This window comes from Horticoccus luteus (assembly GCF_019464535.1).
Classification (GTDB): Bacteria; Verrucomicrobiota; Verrucomicrobiia; order Opitutales; family Opitutaceae; genus Horticoccus; species Horticoccus luteus.
The window spans coordinates 1,694,595-1,712,449 of sequence record NZ_CP080507.1; the positions used below are offsets into that span (position 1 = coordinate 1,694,595).

The 17,855-nt window shown below is 62.2% G+C and carries 15 protein-coding genes and 2 tRNA genes; 11 read left to right on the forward strand and 6 right to left on the reverse strand.

Annotation, left to right across the window (positions count from 1 at the left end):
* Positions 1–40 precede the first annotated feature (40 nt).
* Positions 41–409 carry a ribosome hibernation-promoting factor, HPF/YfiA family gene (gene hpf, locus K0B96_RS07030; RefSeq protein ID WP_220165426.1) on the reverse strand — a complete coding sequence of 123 codons (369 nt, stop codon included), beginning with the start codon at positions 407–409 and terminating at the stop codon, positions 41–43.
* A 334-nt stretch (positions 410–743) separates the two neighbouring features.
* Here hpf and K0B96_RS07035 point away from each other — a divergent pair, with 334 nt between their 5' ends.
* Positions 744–1,490 (forward strand): RluA family pseudouridine synthase, encoded by a 747-nt coding sequence (locus tag K0B96_RS07035; RefSeq protein WP_255558880.1) that lies wholly within the window; start codon positions 744–746, stop codon positions 1,488–1,490.
* Here K0B96_RS07035 and K0B96_RS07040 read toward each other — a convergent pair.
* On the reverse strand, positions 1,429–2,223 hold the full coding sequence (locus tag K0B96_RS07040; RefSeq protein ID WP_255558881.1) for a M14 family metallopeptidase: 795 nt from the start codon (positions 2,221–2,223) through the stop codon (positions 1,429–1,431). The genes K0B96_RS07035 and K0B96_RS07040 overlap by 62 nt on opposite strands.
* A 28-nt stretch (positions 2,224–2,251) precedes the next feature.
* Between K0B96_RS07040 and K0B96_RS07045 the strand changes: the two genes are divergently transcribed.
* Positions 2,252–3,670 carry a glutamate--tRNA ligase gene (locus tag K0B96_RS07045; protein ID WP_220165430.1) on the forward strand — a complete coding sequence of 473 codons (1,419 nt, stop codon included), beginning with the start codon at positions 2,252–2,254 and terminating at the stop codon, positions 3,668–3,670.
* 138 nt (positions 3,671–3,808) lie between these two features.
* Here the strand turns inward: K0B96_RS07045 and K0B96_RS07050 are convergent.
* Positions 3,809–3,885: transfer RNA gene (locus K0B96_RS07050), tRNA-Pro, on the reverse strand.
* A 114-nt stretch (positions 3,886–3,999) separates the two neighbouring features.
* Here K0B96_RS07050 and K0B96_RS07055 point away from each other — a divergent pair.
* The 5 genes from K0B96_RS07055 to K0B96_RS07075 are packed head-to-tail and all read left to right on the forward strand — an operon-like array spanning position 4,000 to position 10,824.
* Positions 4,000–4,479 (forward strand): VanZ family protein, encoded by a 480-nt coding sequence (locus K0B96_RS07055; protein ID WP_220165432.1) that lies wholly within the window; start codon positions 4,000–4,002, stop codon positions 4,477–4,479.
* A complete protein-coding gene (gene ligA, locus K0B96_RS07060; protein ID WP_220165435.1) occupies positions 4,476–6,497 on the forward strand; it encodes an NAD-dependent DNA ligase LigA in 2,022 nt (673 codons plus the stop codon). The genes K0B96_RS07055 and ligA overlap by 4 nt, the downstream gene beginning before the upstream one ends.
* Before the next feature lie 51 nt (positions 6,498–6,548).
* Positions 6,549–7,892 (forward strand): porin family protein, encoded by a 1,344-nt coding sequence (locus K0B96_RS07065; RefSeq protein WP_220165437.1) that lies wholly within the window; start codon positions 6,549–6,551, stop codon positions 7,890–7,892.
* A gap of 7 nt (positions 7,893–7,899) precedes the next feature.
* Positions 7,900–8,586: a carboxypeptidase regulatory-like domain-containing protein gene (locus K0B96_RS07070; protein WP_220165439.1), complete on the forward strand. Its 687-nt coding sequence runs from the start codon at positions 7,900–7,902 to the stop codon at positions 8,584–8,586.
* 3 nt (positions 8,587–8,589) lie between these two features.
* A complete protein-coding gene (locus tag K0B96_RS07075) occupies positions 8,590–10,824 on the forward strand; it encodes an ATP-binding protein (RefSeq protein ID WP_220165448.1) in 2,235 nt (744 codons plus the stop codon).
* A 31-nt stretch (positions 10,825–10,855) separates the two neighbouring features.
* On the opposite strand, the gene K0B96_RS07080 is transcribed toward K0B96_RS07075, so the two are convergent.
* Both K0B96_RS07080 and K0B96_RS07085 read right to left on the reverse strand, forming a co-directional pair.
* Positions 10,856–12,994: a glycoside hydrolase family 38 N-terminal domain-containing protein gene (locus K0B96_RS07080; RefSeq protein ID WP_220165450.1), complete on the reverse strand. Its 2,139-nt coding sequence runs from the start codon at positions 12,992–12,994 to the stop codon at positions 10,856–10,858.
* Positions 12,995–13,068: 74 nt separating this feature from the next.
* Positions 13,069–13,839, reverse strand: coding sequence for a phytanoyl-CoA dioxygenase family protein (locus K0B96_RS07085; RefSeq protein ID WP_220165452.1), 771 nt, complete (start codon positions 13,837–13,839; stop codon positions 13,069–13,071).
* 229 nt (positions 13,840–14,068) lie between these two features.
* Here K0B96_RS07085 and K0B96_RS07090 point away from each other — a divergent pair, with 229 nt between their 5' ends.
* Positions 14,069–14,605, forward strand: coding sequence for a hypothetical protein (locus K0B96_RS07090; protein ID WP_220165454.1), 537 nt, complete (start codon positions 14,069–14,071; stop codon positions 14,603–14,605).
* Between the two features lie 29 nt (positions 14,606–14,634).
* Here K0B96_RS07090 and K0B96_RS07095 read toward each other — a convergent pair.
* Positions 14,635–14,724 (reverse strand) — tRNA-Ser (locus tag K0B96_RS07095).
* A 105-nt stretch (positions 14,725–14,829) separates the two neighbouring features.
* Between K0B96_RS07095 and K0B96_RS07100 the strand changes: the two genes are divergently transcribed.
* The 3 genes from K0B96_RS07100 to nusA all read left to right on the forward strand — a co-directional run bounded on the left by K0B96_RS07100 (position 14,830) and on the right by nusA (position 17,850).
* Entirely contained in the window at positions 14,830–15,291 is a 462-nt protein-coding gene (locus K0B96_RS07100; RefSeq protein WP_255558882.1) for an NYN domain-containing protein, read from the forward strand.
* 18 nt (positions 15,292–15,309) lie between these two features.
* Positions 15,310–16,524, forward strand: a complete 1,215-nt coding sequence (locus tag K0B96_RS07105) for a DUF2851 family protein (RefSeq protein ID WP_255558883.1) — start codon at positions 15,310–15,312, stop codon at positions 16,522–16,524.
* A gap of 102 nt (positions 16,525–16,626) precedes the next feature.
* Entirely contained in the window at positions 16,627–17,850 is a 1,224-nt protein-coding gene (gene nusA, locus K0B96_RS07110; RefSeq protein ID WP_220165465.1) for a transcription termination factor NusA, read from the forward strand.
* Positions 17,851–17,855: the final 5 nt, after the last annotated feature.

Genomic DNA, 17,855 nt, shown 5'->3' on the forward strand with positions numbered 1-17,855 from the left:
TGACCGGCGGGCTTTTCGCGTGAAGCCGCGAGAGAGGTGACTAGGTGATTTTGGGCAGGGCGACGTCGGCGAATTCTATCGCGCGGGGTTGCTTGCGTTTCGACTTACGAAGTTGCGCGCGTCGCTCGAGCATCCGGTCGAGTTTTGCGATGAGGAGGGCGACGGACTTGTGGCATTCCTCGGTCGTCACGGTGGCATTGAGATTGGGACCTTGAATTTCCACGTGCCCCTTGGCGGTGAAACGGTTGGTCTGCGTAGGATCGTATTCGAGTTCGAAGCGAAGCCGGACGATGCGGTCTTCATGACGATACAGTCGCGCGGCTTTCTCTTGCACGAACGTCTTGAGCGACGGCGTGAGGTCCAAGTGAATGCCAGCAACAATGATTTCGTGATGATTTTGGCTGTTCATGATCTGCGTTTGATTTGGGTTAACGGACAGAAAGGGGCCTGAAATCCGGTGCCGCAAAAGCCTCCCGTCTTTGACGATCTCGTCGAATCCAACCGATCTTCCGTGGGGAAAACCTTTCATGGGGAGCACGGGAAGCGTTCGCGCGGTTGGTGCGTTTTGCAACCTCTGTCGACGTTTAATAACCGTGAAATAGTGCTTCCCTTTTCGCGGCGGACTTGCCGGCGGCCTCCATTGACCGGCAAGGTGATGCCATGGTGAATTTCTACGAAGGGCGGTTCGCGTGACGGGGCCCGAAGGAGCGGAGTCAAACCCGCAAGGCTGGCGGCAATTTCGCTTGAAACAAGGACCGGTGCGGCAGATCGCCGCGGAAGAATTGCGGAGCTGGATTTTGCATGAGTGCGATCGGCTGCTGGTGATCAACAAGCCGGGCGATGTGGTTTGTCATCCTTCCAAGGACGGACCTTGGTCGAGCCTCGTCGGGGCGGCGCGGGAATACACGGGTTTGGCGACGATGCATCTGATTTTTCGTCTGGATCGGGAGACGAGCGGGGTGGTCGTGCTCGCCAAGGACGCGCGGATGGCGAGTCGGCTGCAGAAGGCGATGCAGGAGCGGCGGTGCCAAAAGGGCTACACAGCTATTCTGACGGGAAAGCTGGATGTTCCCACTTCGGTGGATCAGCCGCTGGGCGATGACGAAGCCGGTCCGGTGTTCATCAAAACCAAGGTGCGCCCGGATGGTCAGCGGGCAGTCACGCATTTCACACCGGTCGCCAGCACCGCGACGTTCACGCGGGCGGATGTCAGCACGGAGACCGGCCGCAAGCACCAGATTCGGGCGCACGCGGCATGGTTAGGGCACGCGCTGGTGGGCGATAAAATTTACGGCCCGGACGCGCGACTCTTTTTGGAGTTTATCGAGACCGGCTGGACGGATTCGCTGGCCCGACAGCTCGTGCTGCCGCGCCAGGCGCTGCATTGCGCGAGCATTGATCTGACGGCAGTCGGTCTGGAAACGGTTTTCACAGCGCCGCTGCCCCGGGATTTGGAGGCGTTTTGCGCGGAGCAACAGTTAACGCTTTGACCGCCGCCTGCACAGCGGCGACGAGCGTCGCGACGCGTTCCTCAAGCGGTAGTCGAGAGGCGGACTCCAGCGTGTAAGTGAGGGACGTGTGGTGTGCGCGCAGGTAGAGCGCCTCGGGCCAGTCGGGACGGGCTGCCGGATCGAGCAGGGGGCGAATGAGGCCACCTTGTGCCGCGCGACCATCGATCAAATCCGCCAGGTCGATCGGGCAAGTGGCACCGGCGGCGGCCAGGATCGCAGGTGCAAGGGTGGGTTGGCCAGCGGCGTTGAGTTCGTAAAGGTAAAAGCCAGTGGCTTCCCAGTCTTCATGAAGGCAAAGCGCGAGGTCGAACGGCGGCTGACGCGCGAGCCACGCGGTGTGCGCTTGGATCTCGAGGCTGCGCGGCGCAAGGTAGTCGCGATTCAGGTCGATGGCTAACGGCCCCTCGCGGGTTCCGCCGACGAAGCCGGCGGGGTTGAGCAGCGGACACACGAACCACGTGGCGCGTGCATCGAATACGCCAGTTTCCAGCAGGCGCAAAAGCGCGTGGGGCGGCGCGGGTTCGTCGCCATGAATGCCCGCTGAAAGATAGATGCGCGGGCGGGGGCCCGAGGTGCGGCGCGTAAGGGCGAGCAGGGGAACGCCGGCCGCTGAGCCCATGGTTTCGACGCGAAAGCCCGCCCGCGTTCCGGCCTGTGCGAACCGCGCGGCGAGCGCGGCCGGATCGATGGGAGCGGCTTTGACAGGCTTCACCGCTTGCTTCTTGCTGCGCAGCTACGTCATGCCAAGCCACAATCCATCATCGCCCGCGGGGTCCAAAGTGCGGGTGCGTTTTGCCCCGAGTCCGACTGGTTTCTTTCACATCGGGAGCGCGCGCACGGCATTGTTCAACTGGCTTTACGCGCGGCACACCGGCGGAACGTTTATCCTGCGCATCGAGGACACCGACAAGGAGCGCAACAGCGAGCCGTTCCTGAATGTCATCTACGACAGTCTCAACTGGCTCGGGCTGCGCTGGGATGAAGGCCCGCAGGTGGGCGGCGATTTTGGACCTTATCGTCAGAGTGAGCGCACGGCGATTTACCAGCAGTCCGTCGAGCGATTGTTCGCGGCCGGGCGCGCTTACGAGAAGGACGGCGCGGTGTGGTTCAAGTTGCTTGGCGAGCGGCGCGAGGTGTTTGACGATCATCGCAAGAAAACCGTCACCAAGGTGGCGACGCCGCCCGTGGTGATCGAGGATCGGATTCGCGGGCGGGTGGAGCGCGTGGAGGACGAGGACTTCGTCATCGTGCGTTCCGACGGCAATCCCGTGTTTCATTTGGTGAACGTCGTCGACGATATCGCCATGAACATCACGCACGTCATCCGCGGCGAGGATCATTTGTCCAACACGAGCAAACATGTGCATTTGTTCGAAGCGTTCGGTGCGGCGCCGCCGGTGTTTGCGCACATTCCGCTCATTTTAAAACAGAACGGCCCGGGCAAGATGTCGAAGCGCGACCAAGGCGCCTTGGTGGAGGAATATCAGCGGCGGGGGTATCTCCCGGAGGCGCTGGTCAATTTTCTATCCTTGCTCGGATGGAATCCAGGGGATGATCGCGAAAAAATGCCGTTGGAGGAGATCGTGCGGCTGTTTGATCTGAAGGACGTCAACCAGAGCAACGCGCGCTTTGACGACAAGAAACTCGCGCACATGAACATGGTTTATCTGCTGGAGCAGCCGGCCGAGCGATTCGTGGCTCTGGCGCGAACCTACTTCGAAAGATTGTCGGATAACGCCTCGGCGAAAGCCGCGCTGTCGGCCGCACCGGATTATTTCCGCGAGGTGATGATGGTGAGTCAGCCGAAGGTGAAAGGCCTCGAGGAATTGCCGGCCTACACGGTTTATTTTTTCCAGGACGATTTTCCGATCGACCCGAAAGTGCGCGAAAAGGTGCTCGGAAAAGGTGATCCGCGCGCGCGGTTGAGTGAACTTTTCGCCGCCGCAGCCGAGATGGATTTCGGGAGCGACGCAGCGATCGAAGAAGCGATCAAACAACTCGCGACGCAGCGCGGATTGGGTTTCGGCGACTACCAAGCCGTTGCGCGATTGGCGGTCACAGGCACGAATGCTGGCCCGAGCATCACGGGGATTTTCCGCATTTTGGGGCGTCAACGCGTGCACGACCGTCTGACGCGTTTCGCCCAAACCATCGTGTAAGAGACCAACTGGGGTGACGAATGCCGGTGCCGCTGGCTCGCGGTGCTGGCATCCTCACGGGTGTGCAACGGCGTGCATTTGCCCGTCGCCCCTTAATCCTATCTGGCTTGTGGCCAGAGGATTGCCACACTGAGAAACTGGTCGGGCCGGTGAGATTCGAACTCACGACCTCTTGCACCCCATGCAAGCGCGCTACCAGGCTACGCTACGGCCCGAACAAGAGAGGGGCGAACAAGACGGACGCAGACTAACGGATGCAAGCGCGAAAAGTGACTGCGCGTGCAGTGGTTCACTTGCGAGGCTCCGCCGCGGCACTTTTAGTGGGAGCCGTGTCTCAGATTGCCATGTTCAAGGAATCTCCCGTCGGTCATTGGCGAATCATCTGGCCTGTCGCGCTCGCGTTGACCGTCGTCTTCGCGTCGGCGCACGCCGTGCCGCCCGAGGTCGCGCCCCTGATGATTTTCGCCCACGGCGACAAGGTCGTGCATTTTTTCGTGTTCGGACTGCTCGCCACGTTGATCGTTCGACTCCGATTGGTGCAGCGCAACCGATCCGCCGCCGTGTTGATCGCGGTGGGGTTGACGTCGTTGTTCGGCGTGTCGGATGAGCTCCACCAGGCGTTTACGCCCGGCCGCAGTTGCGATGTGTTCGATTGGATGACGGATACATCGGGTGCGCTTGTCGCGGCTTGGTGTTACTTGAGTTGGACCGACTACCGGCGACTCTTGGAGTGGCGGTTGATTCGGAGTGAGAAGGCCAAGGTCCGCATTGAAATGATGAGGTCGCGGGTGCCTACTTTGGCGGAATGACGTCGGCCGAGGCCCAGCAACGACTTGATGAACTGCGCGCGGAGATCGCGCGTCACGATGAACTTTACCATCGGCAGGCGAAGCCGGAGATCAGCGATTTTGACTATGACAGGTTGAAGCGGGAGCTGGCGGACCTGGAGGCAGCGTGGCCGGCATTGGGAGGGGACAACTCGCCATCGCGCGCAGTCGGGGATGATCGCACGGCAGGATTCAAGACGTATCGCCATCGCGAGCGAATGATGAGTCTCGACAACACTTACTCCGCTGAGGAGCTGCGAGAGTTTCACGACCGGTTGACGCGCGATTTGGAACGCGACGGACTGGAATTCGTCGTGGAGCCGAAGATCGACGGACTCGCGGTGAGCCTTACGTTCGCAAAAGGGAAACTCGTGCGTGCGGTGACGCGCGGAAACGGCGTGGAAGGCGATGACATTACCGCCAACGCCCTGACGATCCGCTCGCTGCCGCGAGAATTGAAGCGCGGCCCGGATGCGCCGGTGCCGGACGTGATCGAGATTCGCGGAGAGATTTATCTGACGACGGCGGAATTTCAGCGGATCAACCGCCAGCGGGAGGAAGAAGGGGAACCCGTTTACGCGAATCCGCGCAATCTCGCCGCCGGCACGATAAAGCAACTGGACGCCCGCGAGGTGGGACAGCGAAAACTGGAGATCGTCCTCTACGGTCGCGGGTATTTGGAGCCGGTCGCGGCCTTGCCGGAAACGCAGACGCAGTTTCATGGCTGGGTGAAGGCCTGGGGCCTGCCGACGGTGGAGAAGTTCTGGACGGTGCAAGGGGCCGACGCCGTCCTCGGCGCGGTGCAAGAACTCGGGAAACTGCGCGAGAGCTTCGCGTATGCGACGGATGGCGCCGTCGTGAAACTCGATGCCGTGGCACTCCAGCGCCGCGCGGGGTCGACGAGCAAATCGCCGCGCTGGGCCATGGCTTACAAGTTTGCGCCTGACCGGGCCGAAACCAAGTTGCTCAACATCACGGTGCAGGTCGGCCGCACCGGGGTGCTCACGCCCGTGGCCGAACTGGATCCTGTGGTGCTCGCCGGCACGACGGTCGCACGCGCCACGCTGCACAACCGCGACGAGATCGCGCGCAAAGATATTCGCGTGGGCGATTTCGTTTTCGTGGAGAAAGCGGGGGAAGTCATCCCAGCAGTGATCGGCGTCAATCCCGCGCGGCGGACGCCTGCCTGCGTGCCGTATGTGTTCCCGGAAAGGTGTCCCGTCTGCGGCACGGCGGTCGTGCAGATCGAAGGCGAGGTGGCGCTCCGTTGTCCCAATCTCGAATGCCCTGTGCAAGTGCGGCGGCGCGTGCAGCACTTTGCGTCGAAGGCTTGTCTCGACATCGAGGGCTTGGGTGAAGCGATGGTCGATGTGCTGGTGGAAAAAGGCTGGGTGCGAACGCTGTCGGACATTTACCGCCTGCGACGCGACGAGCTGCTCACACTCGGGAAAAGTGTCGAGAAATCCACGGACAACCTGCTCGCGGCGATCGAGGCCAGCAAGCGCGCGGAGCTGTGGCGTTTCATCAATGGGCTGGGAATTCCGCATGTCGGCGCGGCGGCGGCGAAAGATCTGGCGCGGAAATTCCGTGGATTGGAAGCGCTCGCGACGGCGCAACGAGACGATTTTATTCAGAATAAAGAGTCGGTGATTGGCGGGATCGGCGAAACGATGGCGGATGCGATTCTGACGTTCTTCGCTGAGTCGCGCAATCGGAACGTCATCGACGAGCTCGTGCGGGCGGGCGTCGACCCAATCGTGCCGGCGGCGGGCAGTGCGCTGGCGGGAAAAACGTTCGTGCTCACCGGCACGCTGCCGACGCTCACGCGCGACGACGCCACCGCCAGAATCGAAGCCGCGGGTGGGAAAGTGAGCGGCAGCGTGAGCAAGAAAACGAGTTACGTGGTGGCGGGTGAAGAAGCTGGTTCCAAATTGGAAAAGGCGCAGACACTCGGCGTGCCGGTCATCAACGAGGCGGAGTTGCTCACGATGCTCGGTTAAGCCGCCCCAGACGCTTGCCAACCCGGAGGGCTTTCGTAAGACCGGTGCTGCATGGCGCTTCGCCCCATCCGGCTCTTTGCGATCGTCGCATTGCTGATCTCCACTCTCCGCGGAATGGCGGCGACGGACGATGCGTCGTCTCTCCAAACGCAGCTACAGGTGCTAATTGCCCAGAACGAGCGCTTGGAAAAGGCGGTGCACGAACAGCAAAAGTTGATCGCCGAACTCAGCGCCAGATTGAATGCGCTGCAGACCTCCGAGGTGCGGCACGATCAGGCGATCGAGAACCTGCAAGTGCAGACAAACGAGGCGCCCGCACCCGCGGATAAGCAGTTCGAATCGGAATCAAAAATTCATCTCTCGGGGGAAGTCGGACTCGCCTTTTTTCAAACAGGTGCGGGCGGAGCGTTTCCCAATGCGGAGTTTCGCGTGGACGAGGCAAAGATTTTTTTGGAGGCGGCGCTGGCGAAGGACACCTATTTGTTCACGGGTCTCGATATGGTGACGAGGGAGACGAATGATGAGTATTTCCATGTCGGGGAACTCTACGTGGATTTCGAAAACGTTGCGTCCTGGTTGGGCGCATCAGCGCCGGCGCTGACGCTTCGCGCCGGTCGATTCAACATTCCGTTCGGCGAGGAGTATCAAGTGCGGGGTGTGATGGATAATCCGCTCATTTCCCATTCGCTGAGCGACCTGTGGGGGTTTGATGAAGGGATCGAGGTCTACGGCGGCGCAGGGAAATGGACCTACGTTTTTGCCGTGCAGAATGGCGGCCACAAATCGTTGCACGATTACGACTCCGACAAGGCTCTGGTCGGACGCATTGGCTATCGACCGGCGGAGTGGTTGTCCGTCAGTGCGAGTGCGATGCGCACGGGTGATTTATCCGTCGCGGGCGATGCGACCTCCGAGCTTTGGTTCGGCAACGGCTTTTTTCGGGCGCTCGGGCCGCCGGCGACAACGACGACCTTCAGCGCCGAGTTGTTCGAAGGTGATGCGGCGGCAACGTGGCGCGGAGGACATTTCCGGGCGGCGGTCGGTCGGGCCCACTTCGACGACAACGACGGGGCGGCGGACAACGCCAGGCGGATCAGTTATTACTATATCGAGGGCCTGCAGAACCTCGCCGACCGCGTTTACGGCGCGGTGCGCTGGAGCGAAATTCGCGCGCCGGGCGGATATCCGCTCGTGGGCTGGGGCGACTTCGGCAACTATTTCTACCGCTCGGCGGGCACGGACCGCTTGTGGCGAGCGAGCGCCGGGTTCGGCTATCGCCTCGCCTCACCGGTGCTGCTGAAGTTCGAATACACGATCGAACGTGGCCGGATGATCAATGGCGTGAAACGGGAGCACGAAGACTTTCTGTCCACCGAGCTCGGACTGAAATTCTAATCAACTTATGCGTCACTGGCAGACATTATTGATCGGAGGGATTTGGGCCGCCGCCGCGATCGTGGCGGCCGGAGGAACCATTACGGGCACGGTTTCGGCGAAGGGCATGCTGCCGACATCAGATGCCGGAGAAGGTGGCGGCGCGTATGCCAGCCGGCGCTACAAGTTCGTCGAAAAAATGGACTATGTGCACCTGCGGGATTTCGTCGTGTCGATCGACGAGCCGATGGCCAACATTGCTCCGGCGTCAGCGGCGATGGCCGTGACGATGCAGAAAGACGCGAGTTTTGATCCGCACGTTTTACCCATCGCCGTCGGCACGACTGTTCGCTGGCCCAACGAAGACGATATCTTCCACAACGTGTTCTCGATGTCCGATGCCAAGGAGTTCGACCTCGGCTACTACAAAAAGGAAAAGACACCGGAGATCGTTTTCGACAAGGTCGGCCGGGTGGACGTGTTCTGCGCCATTCATACCCGGATGCATTGCATCATCCTGGTCCTGCCGAATCCGTATTTCGCCAAGACCGATGCCCGGGGCCGGTTCATCATCAAGGATGTGCCGCCGGGCACTTACAAACTGAAGGCGTGGCATGAGCGGCTCCCTTCGGCGGTGCAGGAAGTCGTCGTGCCGGCCGAAGGGGAAGTGCACGTTGATTTCGTCCTGGGGTTGGGCGCGCTTCCGAAATACTAATTCGTGACTTCGTCCCGGAAAGGTTTCCGCCTGAGTCTGCAAACCAAGGTGCTGGCGGCGGTGCTCGTGGTGCTGGTGCTGCTCCCGGCGGTGACGTTGTGGATCGTCAACGACCGGATCAGCAGTCAGGTGCAGGATGAGTCGCGTCAGACGTTGATGACAGCGCGGGCGGTGTTTCTGCAATCGTTGGAGAACCATTCAGATGAGCTCGGGGCGCGCTATCGCGGACTCGTGAATGACGGGCGGTTTGTGCAGATCCTGCGGCTGCGGGATGCCGAGACGTTGCGCGCCTATCTGCGGGACTTGCTGCAGGAAGTGGGGGACGACTGTGAGGAAATGTTCTTTGTGACGGATCACGACGAATTGCTGGCGGGCGTGCGTCGGGACGCGGCCCCCGCGCCGGTGGAGTTTGCGCGGGCGACGGCGGCGATCACGCACGAGGCGCTCGCGGGCGAGGCAGGAACGGGCCGCGCGAGTCTGGAACGCCGGCTTTACAATGTCGTGGCGGTTCCCGTGACCGTGCCCGGAGGTTTGTCGGGCGCATTGGTCGTTGGCGTGCGAGTGGGCGATGCAGCGGCGCAACAGTTGAAAGCGCTCACGCGGACGGAGATGCTGCTCGTCGCCGATCACGCGGTAGTGGCCAGCACGCTGGCCGATCCGACGGCGATTGGGTCGGAATTGCTGAACACAGCGGCAGGCGGCGCGCTCGGACGGATCGAGCCCGTGATTGTAAATGGCGAGCGATTTCTCGCGTTGAACGGCGTGATCGAGGCCACTGCGCAGCCTCCGATCCATTACGTGCTGCTTTCGTCCCAAGAGATGCGACGCCGAGGGCTCGAATCCACGCGGCGGATGCTGGTTGCGGTGAGCGGGCTGGGCATCCTGGTGAGCGCAATGGCGGTGTGGCTGTTCATCCGGCGAATCACCCGGCCGCTGCGGGAATTGCGCGACAGCGCTGAGGCCGTGGGACGCGGCGATTTTTCGCGGCGCATCGAACGCTTGTCGAATGACGAATGTGGCGAGCTGGCGGAGGAGTTCAACCGGATGACGACCAACCTGCAAACCTCGCACGCGGAATTGGAAAAAGCAGTCGTAACGTTGAAGGCGACGCAGGCGCAATTGATCCAAAGCGAAAAGCTTTCCGCGGTGGGCCAGTTCGTCGCCGGGGTCGCGCACGAGTTAAATAACCCGTTGACCGCGGTGATTGGATTTTCGGATCTGCTGGCGCAGATGCCGGGGGACGAGAAGACCCGCTTGTATCAGGATCGCGTGGCGAAGAGTGCGCACCGCTGCCACAAGATCGTCCATAGTTTGCTGAGTTTTGCGCGGCAGCACCCACCGGAGCGGCGGTTGGTGGATGTGCGCCAACTGGTTGACGCGGTGCTGGAGATCATGGCTTACGATCTGCGCACCTCCAATATCAAGGTGACGTCGGAGTGGGCGGCGGACGTGCCCGCACTGCTGGGGGATTCGCACCAGCTACAGCAGGTTTTTATCAATATCCTGGGCAACGCGCGCCAGGCGATTCAAGGCGTGCAAGACAAGGGACAAATTATCGTCCGAGTCTTCGCCGCGGGAGCGATGGTCCAGGTTGAATTCGAGGACGACGGGCCGGGCATCCGGCCGGAAAATCTCTCCCGCATCTTCGACCCGTTTTTCACCACCAAGCCGGTGGGCAAAGGAACCGGACTGGGGTTGAGCTTATCCTACGGCATCATTCAGGAGCACGGCGGAAAGATCTACGTGCGCAGCGAGCCGGGCCGCGGGGCCTGTTTTACGGTGGAACTGCCGGTGGCGCCGCAGAACGGCGCGCGCGACATCGCGTCGCCCTTCGTGCTGCGCACGGCACCCGCCGGACGAGACTCCGGCCACTCGGTCCTCGTCGTGGATGACGAAGAATGGATTCTCGAACTCACCCGTGAACTGTTGGTCGACGACGGACATTTGGTCGAAACCGCGTCGAGCGGCGAACGGGCGCTAGAGTGGATCGCCCGACGGAAGTTCGATGTAGTCGTGTCAGATTGGAAGATGCCCGGGCTGAACGGTGTGCACCTGTACGAGCATCTGCTCGCGACCAACGCGACGACTGCCGCGCGACTCATTTTCATGACCGGCGACGTGGTGAACGAAACGTTTGAGGCCTTTCTTAAGCGGCATGGAAAGCACCATCTTCCCAAGCCGTTCTCGATTGAAGAGTTTCGGGCCGCGGTCGCGCGGATGATCGCGGCGCACAACTAACGCGACGATTCCGCGGAAGGCAGTTGGCCAATCACAGCGGGCGATTGGGGTCGTCCTTGAACGGGCGGAACGGCATGCCGCGCGTGAGATCGGCGGCCACGGGGCGTTGTTGAAGATGCAGCGCGTGGCGGTCGAGTTGCGCGGCGGTGACCCGCCCCGCGGCAAAGAAACGCAGGAGGAAGGTGTGGTCGCCTTGGTCGGCCCAATTCACATGCGGTAGATGCGGCGGGAGAACCAGGGGGTCGTGATGAGCGAGCGGACACGAGCGCAGAAGGGTGAGGTGCAGGGCGTCGTGATCGCCGGCGAGCGAGAAAACGTCGGGCGCGACGACGCCGGCGCGTTGGCCGTTGTCGAGTTGCAGCAAGGAGCGATCGCGCACCGGGCGCTCGGCGCCATCGCTCGTCCGGGCGAGACCGCCGACGGAGATGCCGTCGTTACGCGATTGGATCCTGGCACCAGGACGCCACGACAGGCGGAGGATTTTGTGGTGTTCGTGCCAGGCCACCCGCAGCCGCAGTTCCCAGAATTCGCTGCCGCGATAGCGCCGCCAATCGGCGCAAAGCGTGCTTTCGCCGATGGGCGCGGTCGTGCGCCACGTGCAGCGCAAGGGGCCGTCTTCGACCTGTTCCGGGGCGGACCATGCAGCGCGACCGACGATGGGACCGGCGAATCGGTCGAGGTTGTGCGACCAGGTATCCGATTTGTCTTCGACGAGCACAAACTCCGGCAGCGCGAGCGTGGCGCCGGCCGTGGGCTGAAGTTTCTTCGCGCGTGTGATGGTAAACGCCGGGGAAGGCCCCGTGAGTTTCGGAGCCTTGCCGGCAGGGCGGCGGGCGATGCGGAGCGAAGCGATGTCGCCAGCGGCGACCCGTAACGGGAAAAGGAGCCGCAAAGCATCGGGCATCAACGCCTCGGCAGCGATCAGCTGATGCGGCACGACGCGGCCGCGGGCATCGAGCAGGCACCAGTCCGGCTGCCAGACGCTCCACTCGAGCCACGGTTCGTGTTCGCACCAGTCGGAGAAAGGAGCGCCGGAGAAATTACCAAACGCGAGACGTTGGCGCGGGTCGGGAGGAAGGGCGTGGGCGCGGCGGCGAAACGTTTCGCTCAACACGGTCTCGGCAGCGGCGGCGGCGCCCCCGAGTTGTTCTTCGGCGGGCCGGTTGGCAGTCTGAATGGAACTGCCGCCCAGCGTATCGTGAAAGTGGTTGAAGCAGACTTGCTCCCACGCGCCGCGGAGCGCGGGTTGGGCGGCGCGCCGTTCCGCTGGCGAAGCGGTGGCCAACACGCGGCGGGCTTGGGCGAGGAGGTTTTCAGCGCGACGCACACCGACCTTTACAGGGCGATGCACACTGTAGCAGCCGATGGCGTGCATCTGCAGCTCGCCGGTCACCAGAGGCAGGCGTTTGACCTGCGGAGCGAGGGCGCGGAAGTATTTTTCGGGCGATGAATAGAGAAAGCGGGTGCCTGGCATCAGATCGGGCAGGCGGCGCGTCCACTCGAGAATCGCTTCGTTGGGTCCGCCACCGTGGTCGCCGACGCCGAGGAAGCACATGGTGTCGTCCACGCCGGACGGCAGTTCCGAGAGGCTTTGCTCCACGAGATCCAGAGTGGGCGGGAAGATGGTGCAGTAGCCCGCGGCGATCCGGAAGGCGGTGATTTCGGCGCCACCGGGCCGGCCGCGCCAGCGAAATACGCGGGCGGGGAGGGTGCGCTCGTGTTTCATTGGCCGCATGAAAACGTAGGAGCGCTGGCCGTGGGCGGCCATGAGGTCGGGCAGCGCGGCGCTGTGGCCGAAGGAATCGACGTTGTAACCGATGCGTGGAAAGAGGCCGAGGTGGCGCTTGAACCAGTCGCGGCCAAGGGTGATCTGTTGATGGAAGCCTTCCTCGCCAGGGAGATTGCAGTCGGGCTGAATCCACCAGCCACCGACGACCGACCACCGGCCCGCGCGGATGTGTTGCACGATGCGCTGAAACAGCACGGGATCGTGGCGGCGCACTTGTTCGTAAACCCACGCTTCACCGCGCGTGAAGATCACGTCGGGGTGACGATCGAGGAAATCGCACATGCTCACGCACGTGTTGAGCGTTTCGTCGACGCCGGCGGTCCATGGCCAGAGCCAGACGGGATCGAGGTGGGCGTTGAAGATGAGGTGGACAGTGCGCATAGGTGGAGTCGGAAAGTGAAAGCGGGTTGTCGGGACGAATACGGATGGCCTCGGCGGTGTGGCCGAGAGCGCGTTCAGGTGTTGGCGAGGCCGCGGTTGATGCGGTGGTTCCACCCGCGCAGCGTGAGGCGGGCGTTGGGGTGCGTGTTGCCAGGCTCGATTTCGTCGTCGCCGGCGTGCATCTGGACGAGGACGGTTTTGCGAAGGCGTTTCGAGCGGTTGTGCTTCGAACCGTGCAGCGTGAAGTAGTGGAAGAAGACCACGTCGCCGGGGTCCGCTTCGAGTGGAGTGGCGTTGTCCAACGGATACTGATCGAGCAAGGCGCAGGGTTCCTGTCCACCTGTGTGGGCGGCGCGACCAAGCTTGTGAGAGCCGGGATAAACGCGGAGGCAGCCCATTTTATCGGTCGCGGGGGAGATGTGAATCACGGCGGCGATCATCGAATCCTTGACCGAGGGGAAGTAGGACCAATCTTGATGCATCGTGAACGGCATGCCGTTCCCGGCGGGTTTTTGGAAGAGCTTCGTGTGATGGAGTACGATGTCCGGGCCGAGAATCGCTTCGGTGACGTTGAGGAACGGCTTGGCTTGAATCGCGCGCAGCCACGCAGCGGAGTAGCACTGCACGTTATGCGTGTGGGTGATCGTGCTTTTCGCGCCGCCAATCTTGGCCTGACGTTCACCGCTCCACTGAGCGGAGTTCAGCTCACCGGCGCGCGTGAGTTGGCGAACGATGCGGTCAAAGTCGCGGGTGAGCTCTTTGAGCGTAGCGCCAGAGAAGAGACCGCGGGCGACGTAGTAGCCGTTTTCTTGGAAGAACGTTTTGATGGTGTGCGGAGAAGGCATGAGAGGGGAGGAGGGGCAACCGCGGGCAGGTTGCTGGAGCGAAAGCGGTGGCGTTCATCGAATCAAGACTGGGCACGATGGCGGGCCGTTATTGAGCGAGAGACGATTTGCGCGGGCGGAGACCGGAATGGCGCAAAATCGCAGGCGTGTTTCGGCGACTCTCCCATACCGACGCCGACTAATGTGCGGTAAGGTAAGCCACGATGATTTCCTCCTGCCTTTTTGGCCTATGAAACGTTCGCATTTTTTCCTCAGCCTCCTCGTCGGAATCGTGCTTTTGGCAAGTGGCTGTACGACGGTGGCTCCGCCGGTAACGCCGACCGCGCCCGGGACCTTGCAGGTGAACATCAATGTGCCACCGACTTGGCAGCCGTTGCTGGAAGACGATATCGCCGCCGCGTTGGTGGGGCATCTGACGGACGTATTTCGACACGACGGCTACAGCGGGCCCTTGGCCGAAGTATCGCGCGGTGAGCCAAGCCCCGGGTGCGTGCTGTTGACGCTCAATCTCGTCGAGTGGCGCATGGACCATTCGGGGAACATCAATTGCACGTTCAGCGCGAGTCTGCAGAACGCGCGGGAGACGCGGCAGCTCGGCCTGTTTAATGGGATGGCGCTGCGATGGGCGAATCCGCCTGGTCGATTTGGATTAGGCGACACCTACGGCGCCGCGGCGGAAGATGCGCTGCACGAACTCTACCGTGCGGTGGAAAAGACAGGTTTAATGCCAGCACCGATGCCAGTGGGGACGACAAACACTCAGTAAGGCGCAGAGAAGAAAAGGCGCGCGGGCGGTGGCGGAGAGGGAGGGATTCGAACCCCCGGAACCCTTGCGGGCTCAGCGGTTTTCAAGACCGCCGCAATAGACCACTCTGCCACCTCTCCGAACCGAGCGGAAGAGCGTTTGGCAACTGGAGGGCGCTTTCAATCGCGTTTTTCAGGGGCGCTGCGGCATTGCTTCGAGACGCGCGGAGGGCTTTGGTCTGAGGCGTGGCTCCTGAGCAGCATCTCATTATCGACGGTCCGAATGTGATGCACGCCTGGCCGGAACTGCGGCCACTCTTGCGGCGGGAACGCAACACCGCCCGGGAGCGTCTCATCAGCAGTGCCACGAGCTTGCACGACGCCGCGGGTTGCCGCGTGACGGTGGTATTCGACGGGCGTGGATCCGAGGTAACGGTAGAACACCCCGCGGGTCAGGCGAGCTTCACGGTCATTTTCACCTCGAGCGGGCTGACCGCGGACGATGTCATTGAACAGATGGTGGGCCGCGCACGACGACCAGAGGATTGTGTCGTCTCCACCGCGGACATCGCGGAGCGATCGACCGTTGAGGCGTTGGGTGCGGCCGTGATTTCCCCGGACGAGTTGGCGCGCCGTATCAGCGGTGCGCAGGAGAGGATCCGGGCAGTGTTAACCCACGCGGCTGATTGCTCGCGGAAACGGAAGTGACTTATGGGCGCGACGGACATGAGCGTAACAGGGGATGTGGCTGAGATGCAGGGGTTGTATGGCGCGTTCTCGTTCCCGGAGAAGCTGCTGCAGCGGATTTGGGCGACCGGCGAATTTGTCCGGGACCAGTTGACGACGATCGATGGGCAACGCGTGACGATCGGTCAGGCGGGAAAATGGAATCTGCTGGGCGGGCCGGATTTTAAGGGCGCGCGAGTGACGATCGGCGAGGGCTCGGAGCGAACGGGTGATGTCGAATTGCATCTGAGGGCGGAAGATTGGGCGAACCATCGGCACGCGGCGGATCCAGCTTATCGCAACGTGATCTTGCATGTCGTGCTCTTCCCTCCCGCAGCGGGACATGTCACTCGCGGGGCAGGCGGCGAAGCGATTCCGGTCGCGGCGCTGCTGCCACTTCTTCATCGCGACCTCGAAAGCTACGCGGATGACGCCGCCGTCGAGTCGCTCGTCGATCAACCGCTCGATGAGGCGTTGCGTGAATGGGTCGGCCGCAGCGCGGAGGAGTTGACGGCGATGCTACGCGAGCACGCGAAGACGCGTTGGCAGCGCAAAGTGCGGGATGCGAATCGACGGATCGAACGCTTGGGGTGGAGCGAGGCGTGCCATCACGCGGCGCTCGAAATTCTCGGCTATCGGTTCAATCGCGTGCCCATGCTGCGCACTGCGGCGCGCTGGCGGCTGGCGGAATGGGTGCGGAGAGGGGTCGATCCCGATGTGGCATGGGCGGCCGAGCGTGAGTCTTGGAGTGTGCAAGGTGTGCGGCCGGCCAACCATCCGCGGGTGCGATTGCGTCAATATGCCACGTGGGTGAGGGCTCGGCCGGACTGGCCGGAGGCACTCATCTCTGCGGCAGGAAGGGTGTTTGAAGGAGCGGGTGTCGAGGCCACACGCACGTTTCGTCATAAAAACGATCTCACGGCGAGACGCCGCGCGTGGAGTGACCTCGTGGCGGGTGAAGCCGTGGGAGGCACGAGGTGGGACAATCTGGTCTGCGATGGCTTCCTGCCGCTGATGGCTGCGCGCACAGGCGAAGATTTGTTTGCTCCGTGGTGGCACTGGTTTTCCGGTGATCTGCCGGAAGGGCAGGAGCGGGCGTTGCGACGGGCGGGCGTTTTCGGGGGCCGGGAAAATCCGGCGGCGCATGGACCGTTGCAAGGATTGCTCGGCTGGCGGTTGGCGCGTGAAGCAACGAGCGCGGGGCGCGGAGCTTGACAAGTTTTACACGCGGAAAATATCTTCTCCGGTTCTAGAACCAGCCACTTTCAAGAAAGTGGGCCGTGCGGCCCGCTTTTTTTTTCCCATTAAACATCACCTATGAGCAGCGAAATTTTATCCGTCTTAGAATACATGGAGAAGGAGAAGGGGATCAGTCGGGTCGAGATGATCGCCACGATTGCCAATGCCCTGAAGACCGCCGCGCAAAAAGGGATCAACTCCGGCCAGGAGCTGCGGATCGATATCAATCCGAAGAATGGCCAGTTACATGCGTGGTCGCTGATGAAGGTGGTGGATTCCGTGGGTAACCCGAAGACGGAAATTCACGTGGAAAAGGCGCAGGCCGTGAAGCCCGGCGCCATGTTGGGCGACATGATTGAACGCGAGATCGATCCGTCGACGCTGGGCCGGATCGCGGCGCAAACGGCGCGGCAAGCGGTCATGCAACGTCTGCGGCAGTTTGAGAAGGATCGCATTTACGACGACTTCAAGGATCAGGTGGGCAACATCGTGACGGGCACGGTGCGGCGGCGTGAGCGCAACGATTTGTTCGTCGATCTCGGCAAGGCCGAGGCGGTGTTGCTGGGCAAGGAACAGGTGCCGGGCGAAGATTACCAGCCTGGCGAACGCGTGCGCTGCCTGCTGCTCTCGATCGATTCGACGCCGCGCGGACCGGAAATCATTTTGTCGCGCGCGAGTCCGAAATTTGTTCGCCGCCTGTTCGAACTCGAGGTCACGGAGATCGCGGACGGCACCGTGCGCATCGATGCGTTCGCCCGTGAGCCGGGTTACCGGACCAAGATTGCGGTGACCTCGACGGATCCGAAGGTGGATCCGGTGGGAGCATGTGTGGGCGCGCGGGGCGCGCGAGTGAAGACGATTGTCCGCGAGCTCGGCGGGGAAAAGATCGACATCGTCAAGTTCTTCCCTGGTCCGCGGGAGATGGTGATTGAGGCGTTGAAGCCGGCGGTGCCGCGCGAGATCAACATCGACGAACGCAACCACCGGATCGTGTTGCGAGTCGCGACGGATGATTTGGCCGTGGTGATCGGGCGCAAGGGACAGAACGCGCGTCTGACCTCGCGGCTGATCGGGTGGCGCCTTGACATCGAAGAGTTCAAAGCGGAGGGTGACGATCCTGTGGGCGCGGCCGTGTCGGCGCTGGTGAAAGCGTTTAACCTGCCCGACGAAGTTGCCCGCCGACTGGTGGGCATGGGAATCAATTCGCCCGCCGTGTTCGAAGGTGTAACCGAGGAAGATCTGGTCGAAGGTGGCTTCGCTCCAGAGGAAGCCCACGACATCATCGCCCGCACCCAGAAGTAATCACT

Excerpts from the sequence above, each read along its gene's own strand:
- hpf (WP_220165426.1), bottom strand. The coding sequence starts at position 409 with ATGAACAGCCAAAATCATCACGAAATCATTGTTGCTGGCATTCACTTG.
- K0B96_RS07045 (WP_220165430.1), top strand. The coding sequence starts at position 2,252 with ATGCCAAGCCACAATCCATCATCGCCCGCGGGGTCCAAAGTGCGGGTG.
- ligA (WP_220165435.1), top strand. The coding sequence starts at position 4,476 with ATGACGTCGGCCGAGGCCCAGCAACGACTTGATGAACTGCGCGCGGAG.
- K0B96_RS07065 (WP_220165437.1), top strand. The coding sequence starts at position 6,549 with ATGGCGCTTCGCCCCATCCGGCTCTTTGCGATCGTCGCATTGCTGATC.
- K0B96_RS07070 (WP_220165439.1), top strand. The coding sequence starts at position 7,900 with ATGCGTCACTGGCAGACATTATTGATCGGAGGGATTTGGGCCGCCGCC.
- K0B96_RS07080 (WP_220165450.1), bottom strand. The coding sequence starts at position 12,994 with ATGCGCACTGTCCACCTCATCTTCAACGCCCACCTCGATCCCGTCTGG.
- K0B96_RS07085 (WP_220165452.1), bottom strand. The coding sequence starts at position 13,839 with ATGCCTTCTCCGCACACCATCAAAACGTTCTTCCAAGAAAACGGCTAC.
- K0B96_RS07090 (WP_220165454.1), top strand. The coding sequence starts at position 14,069 with ATGAAACGTTCGCATTTTTTCCTCAGCCTCCTCGTCGGAATCGTGCTT.
- K0B96_RS07105 (WP_255558883.1), top strand. The coding sequence starts at position 15,310 with ATGAGCGTAACAGGGGATGTGGCTGAGATGCAGGGGTTGTATGGCGCG.
- nusA (WP_220165465.1), top strand. The coding sequence starts at position 16,627 with ATGAGCAGCGAAATTTTATCCGTCTTAGAATACATGGAGAAGGAGAAG.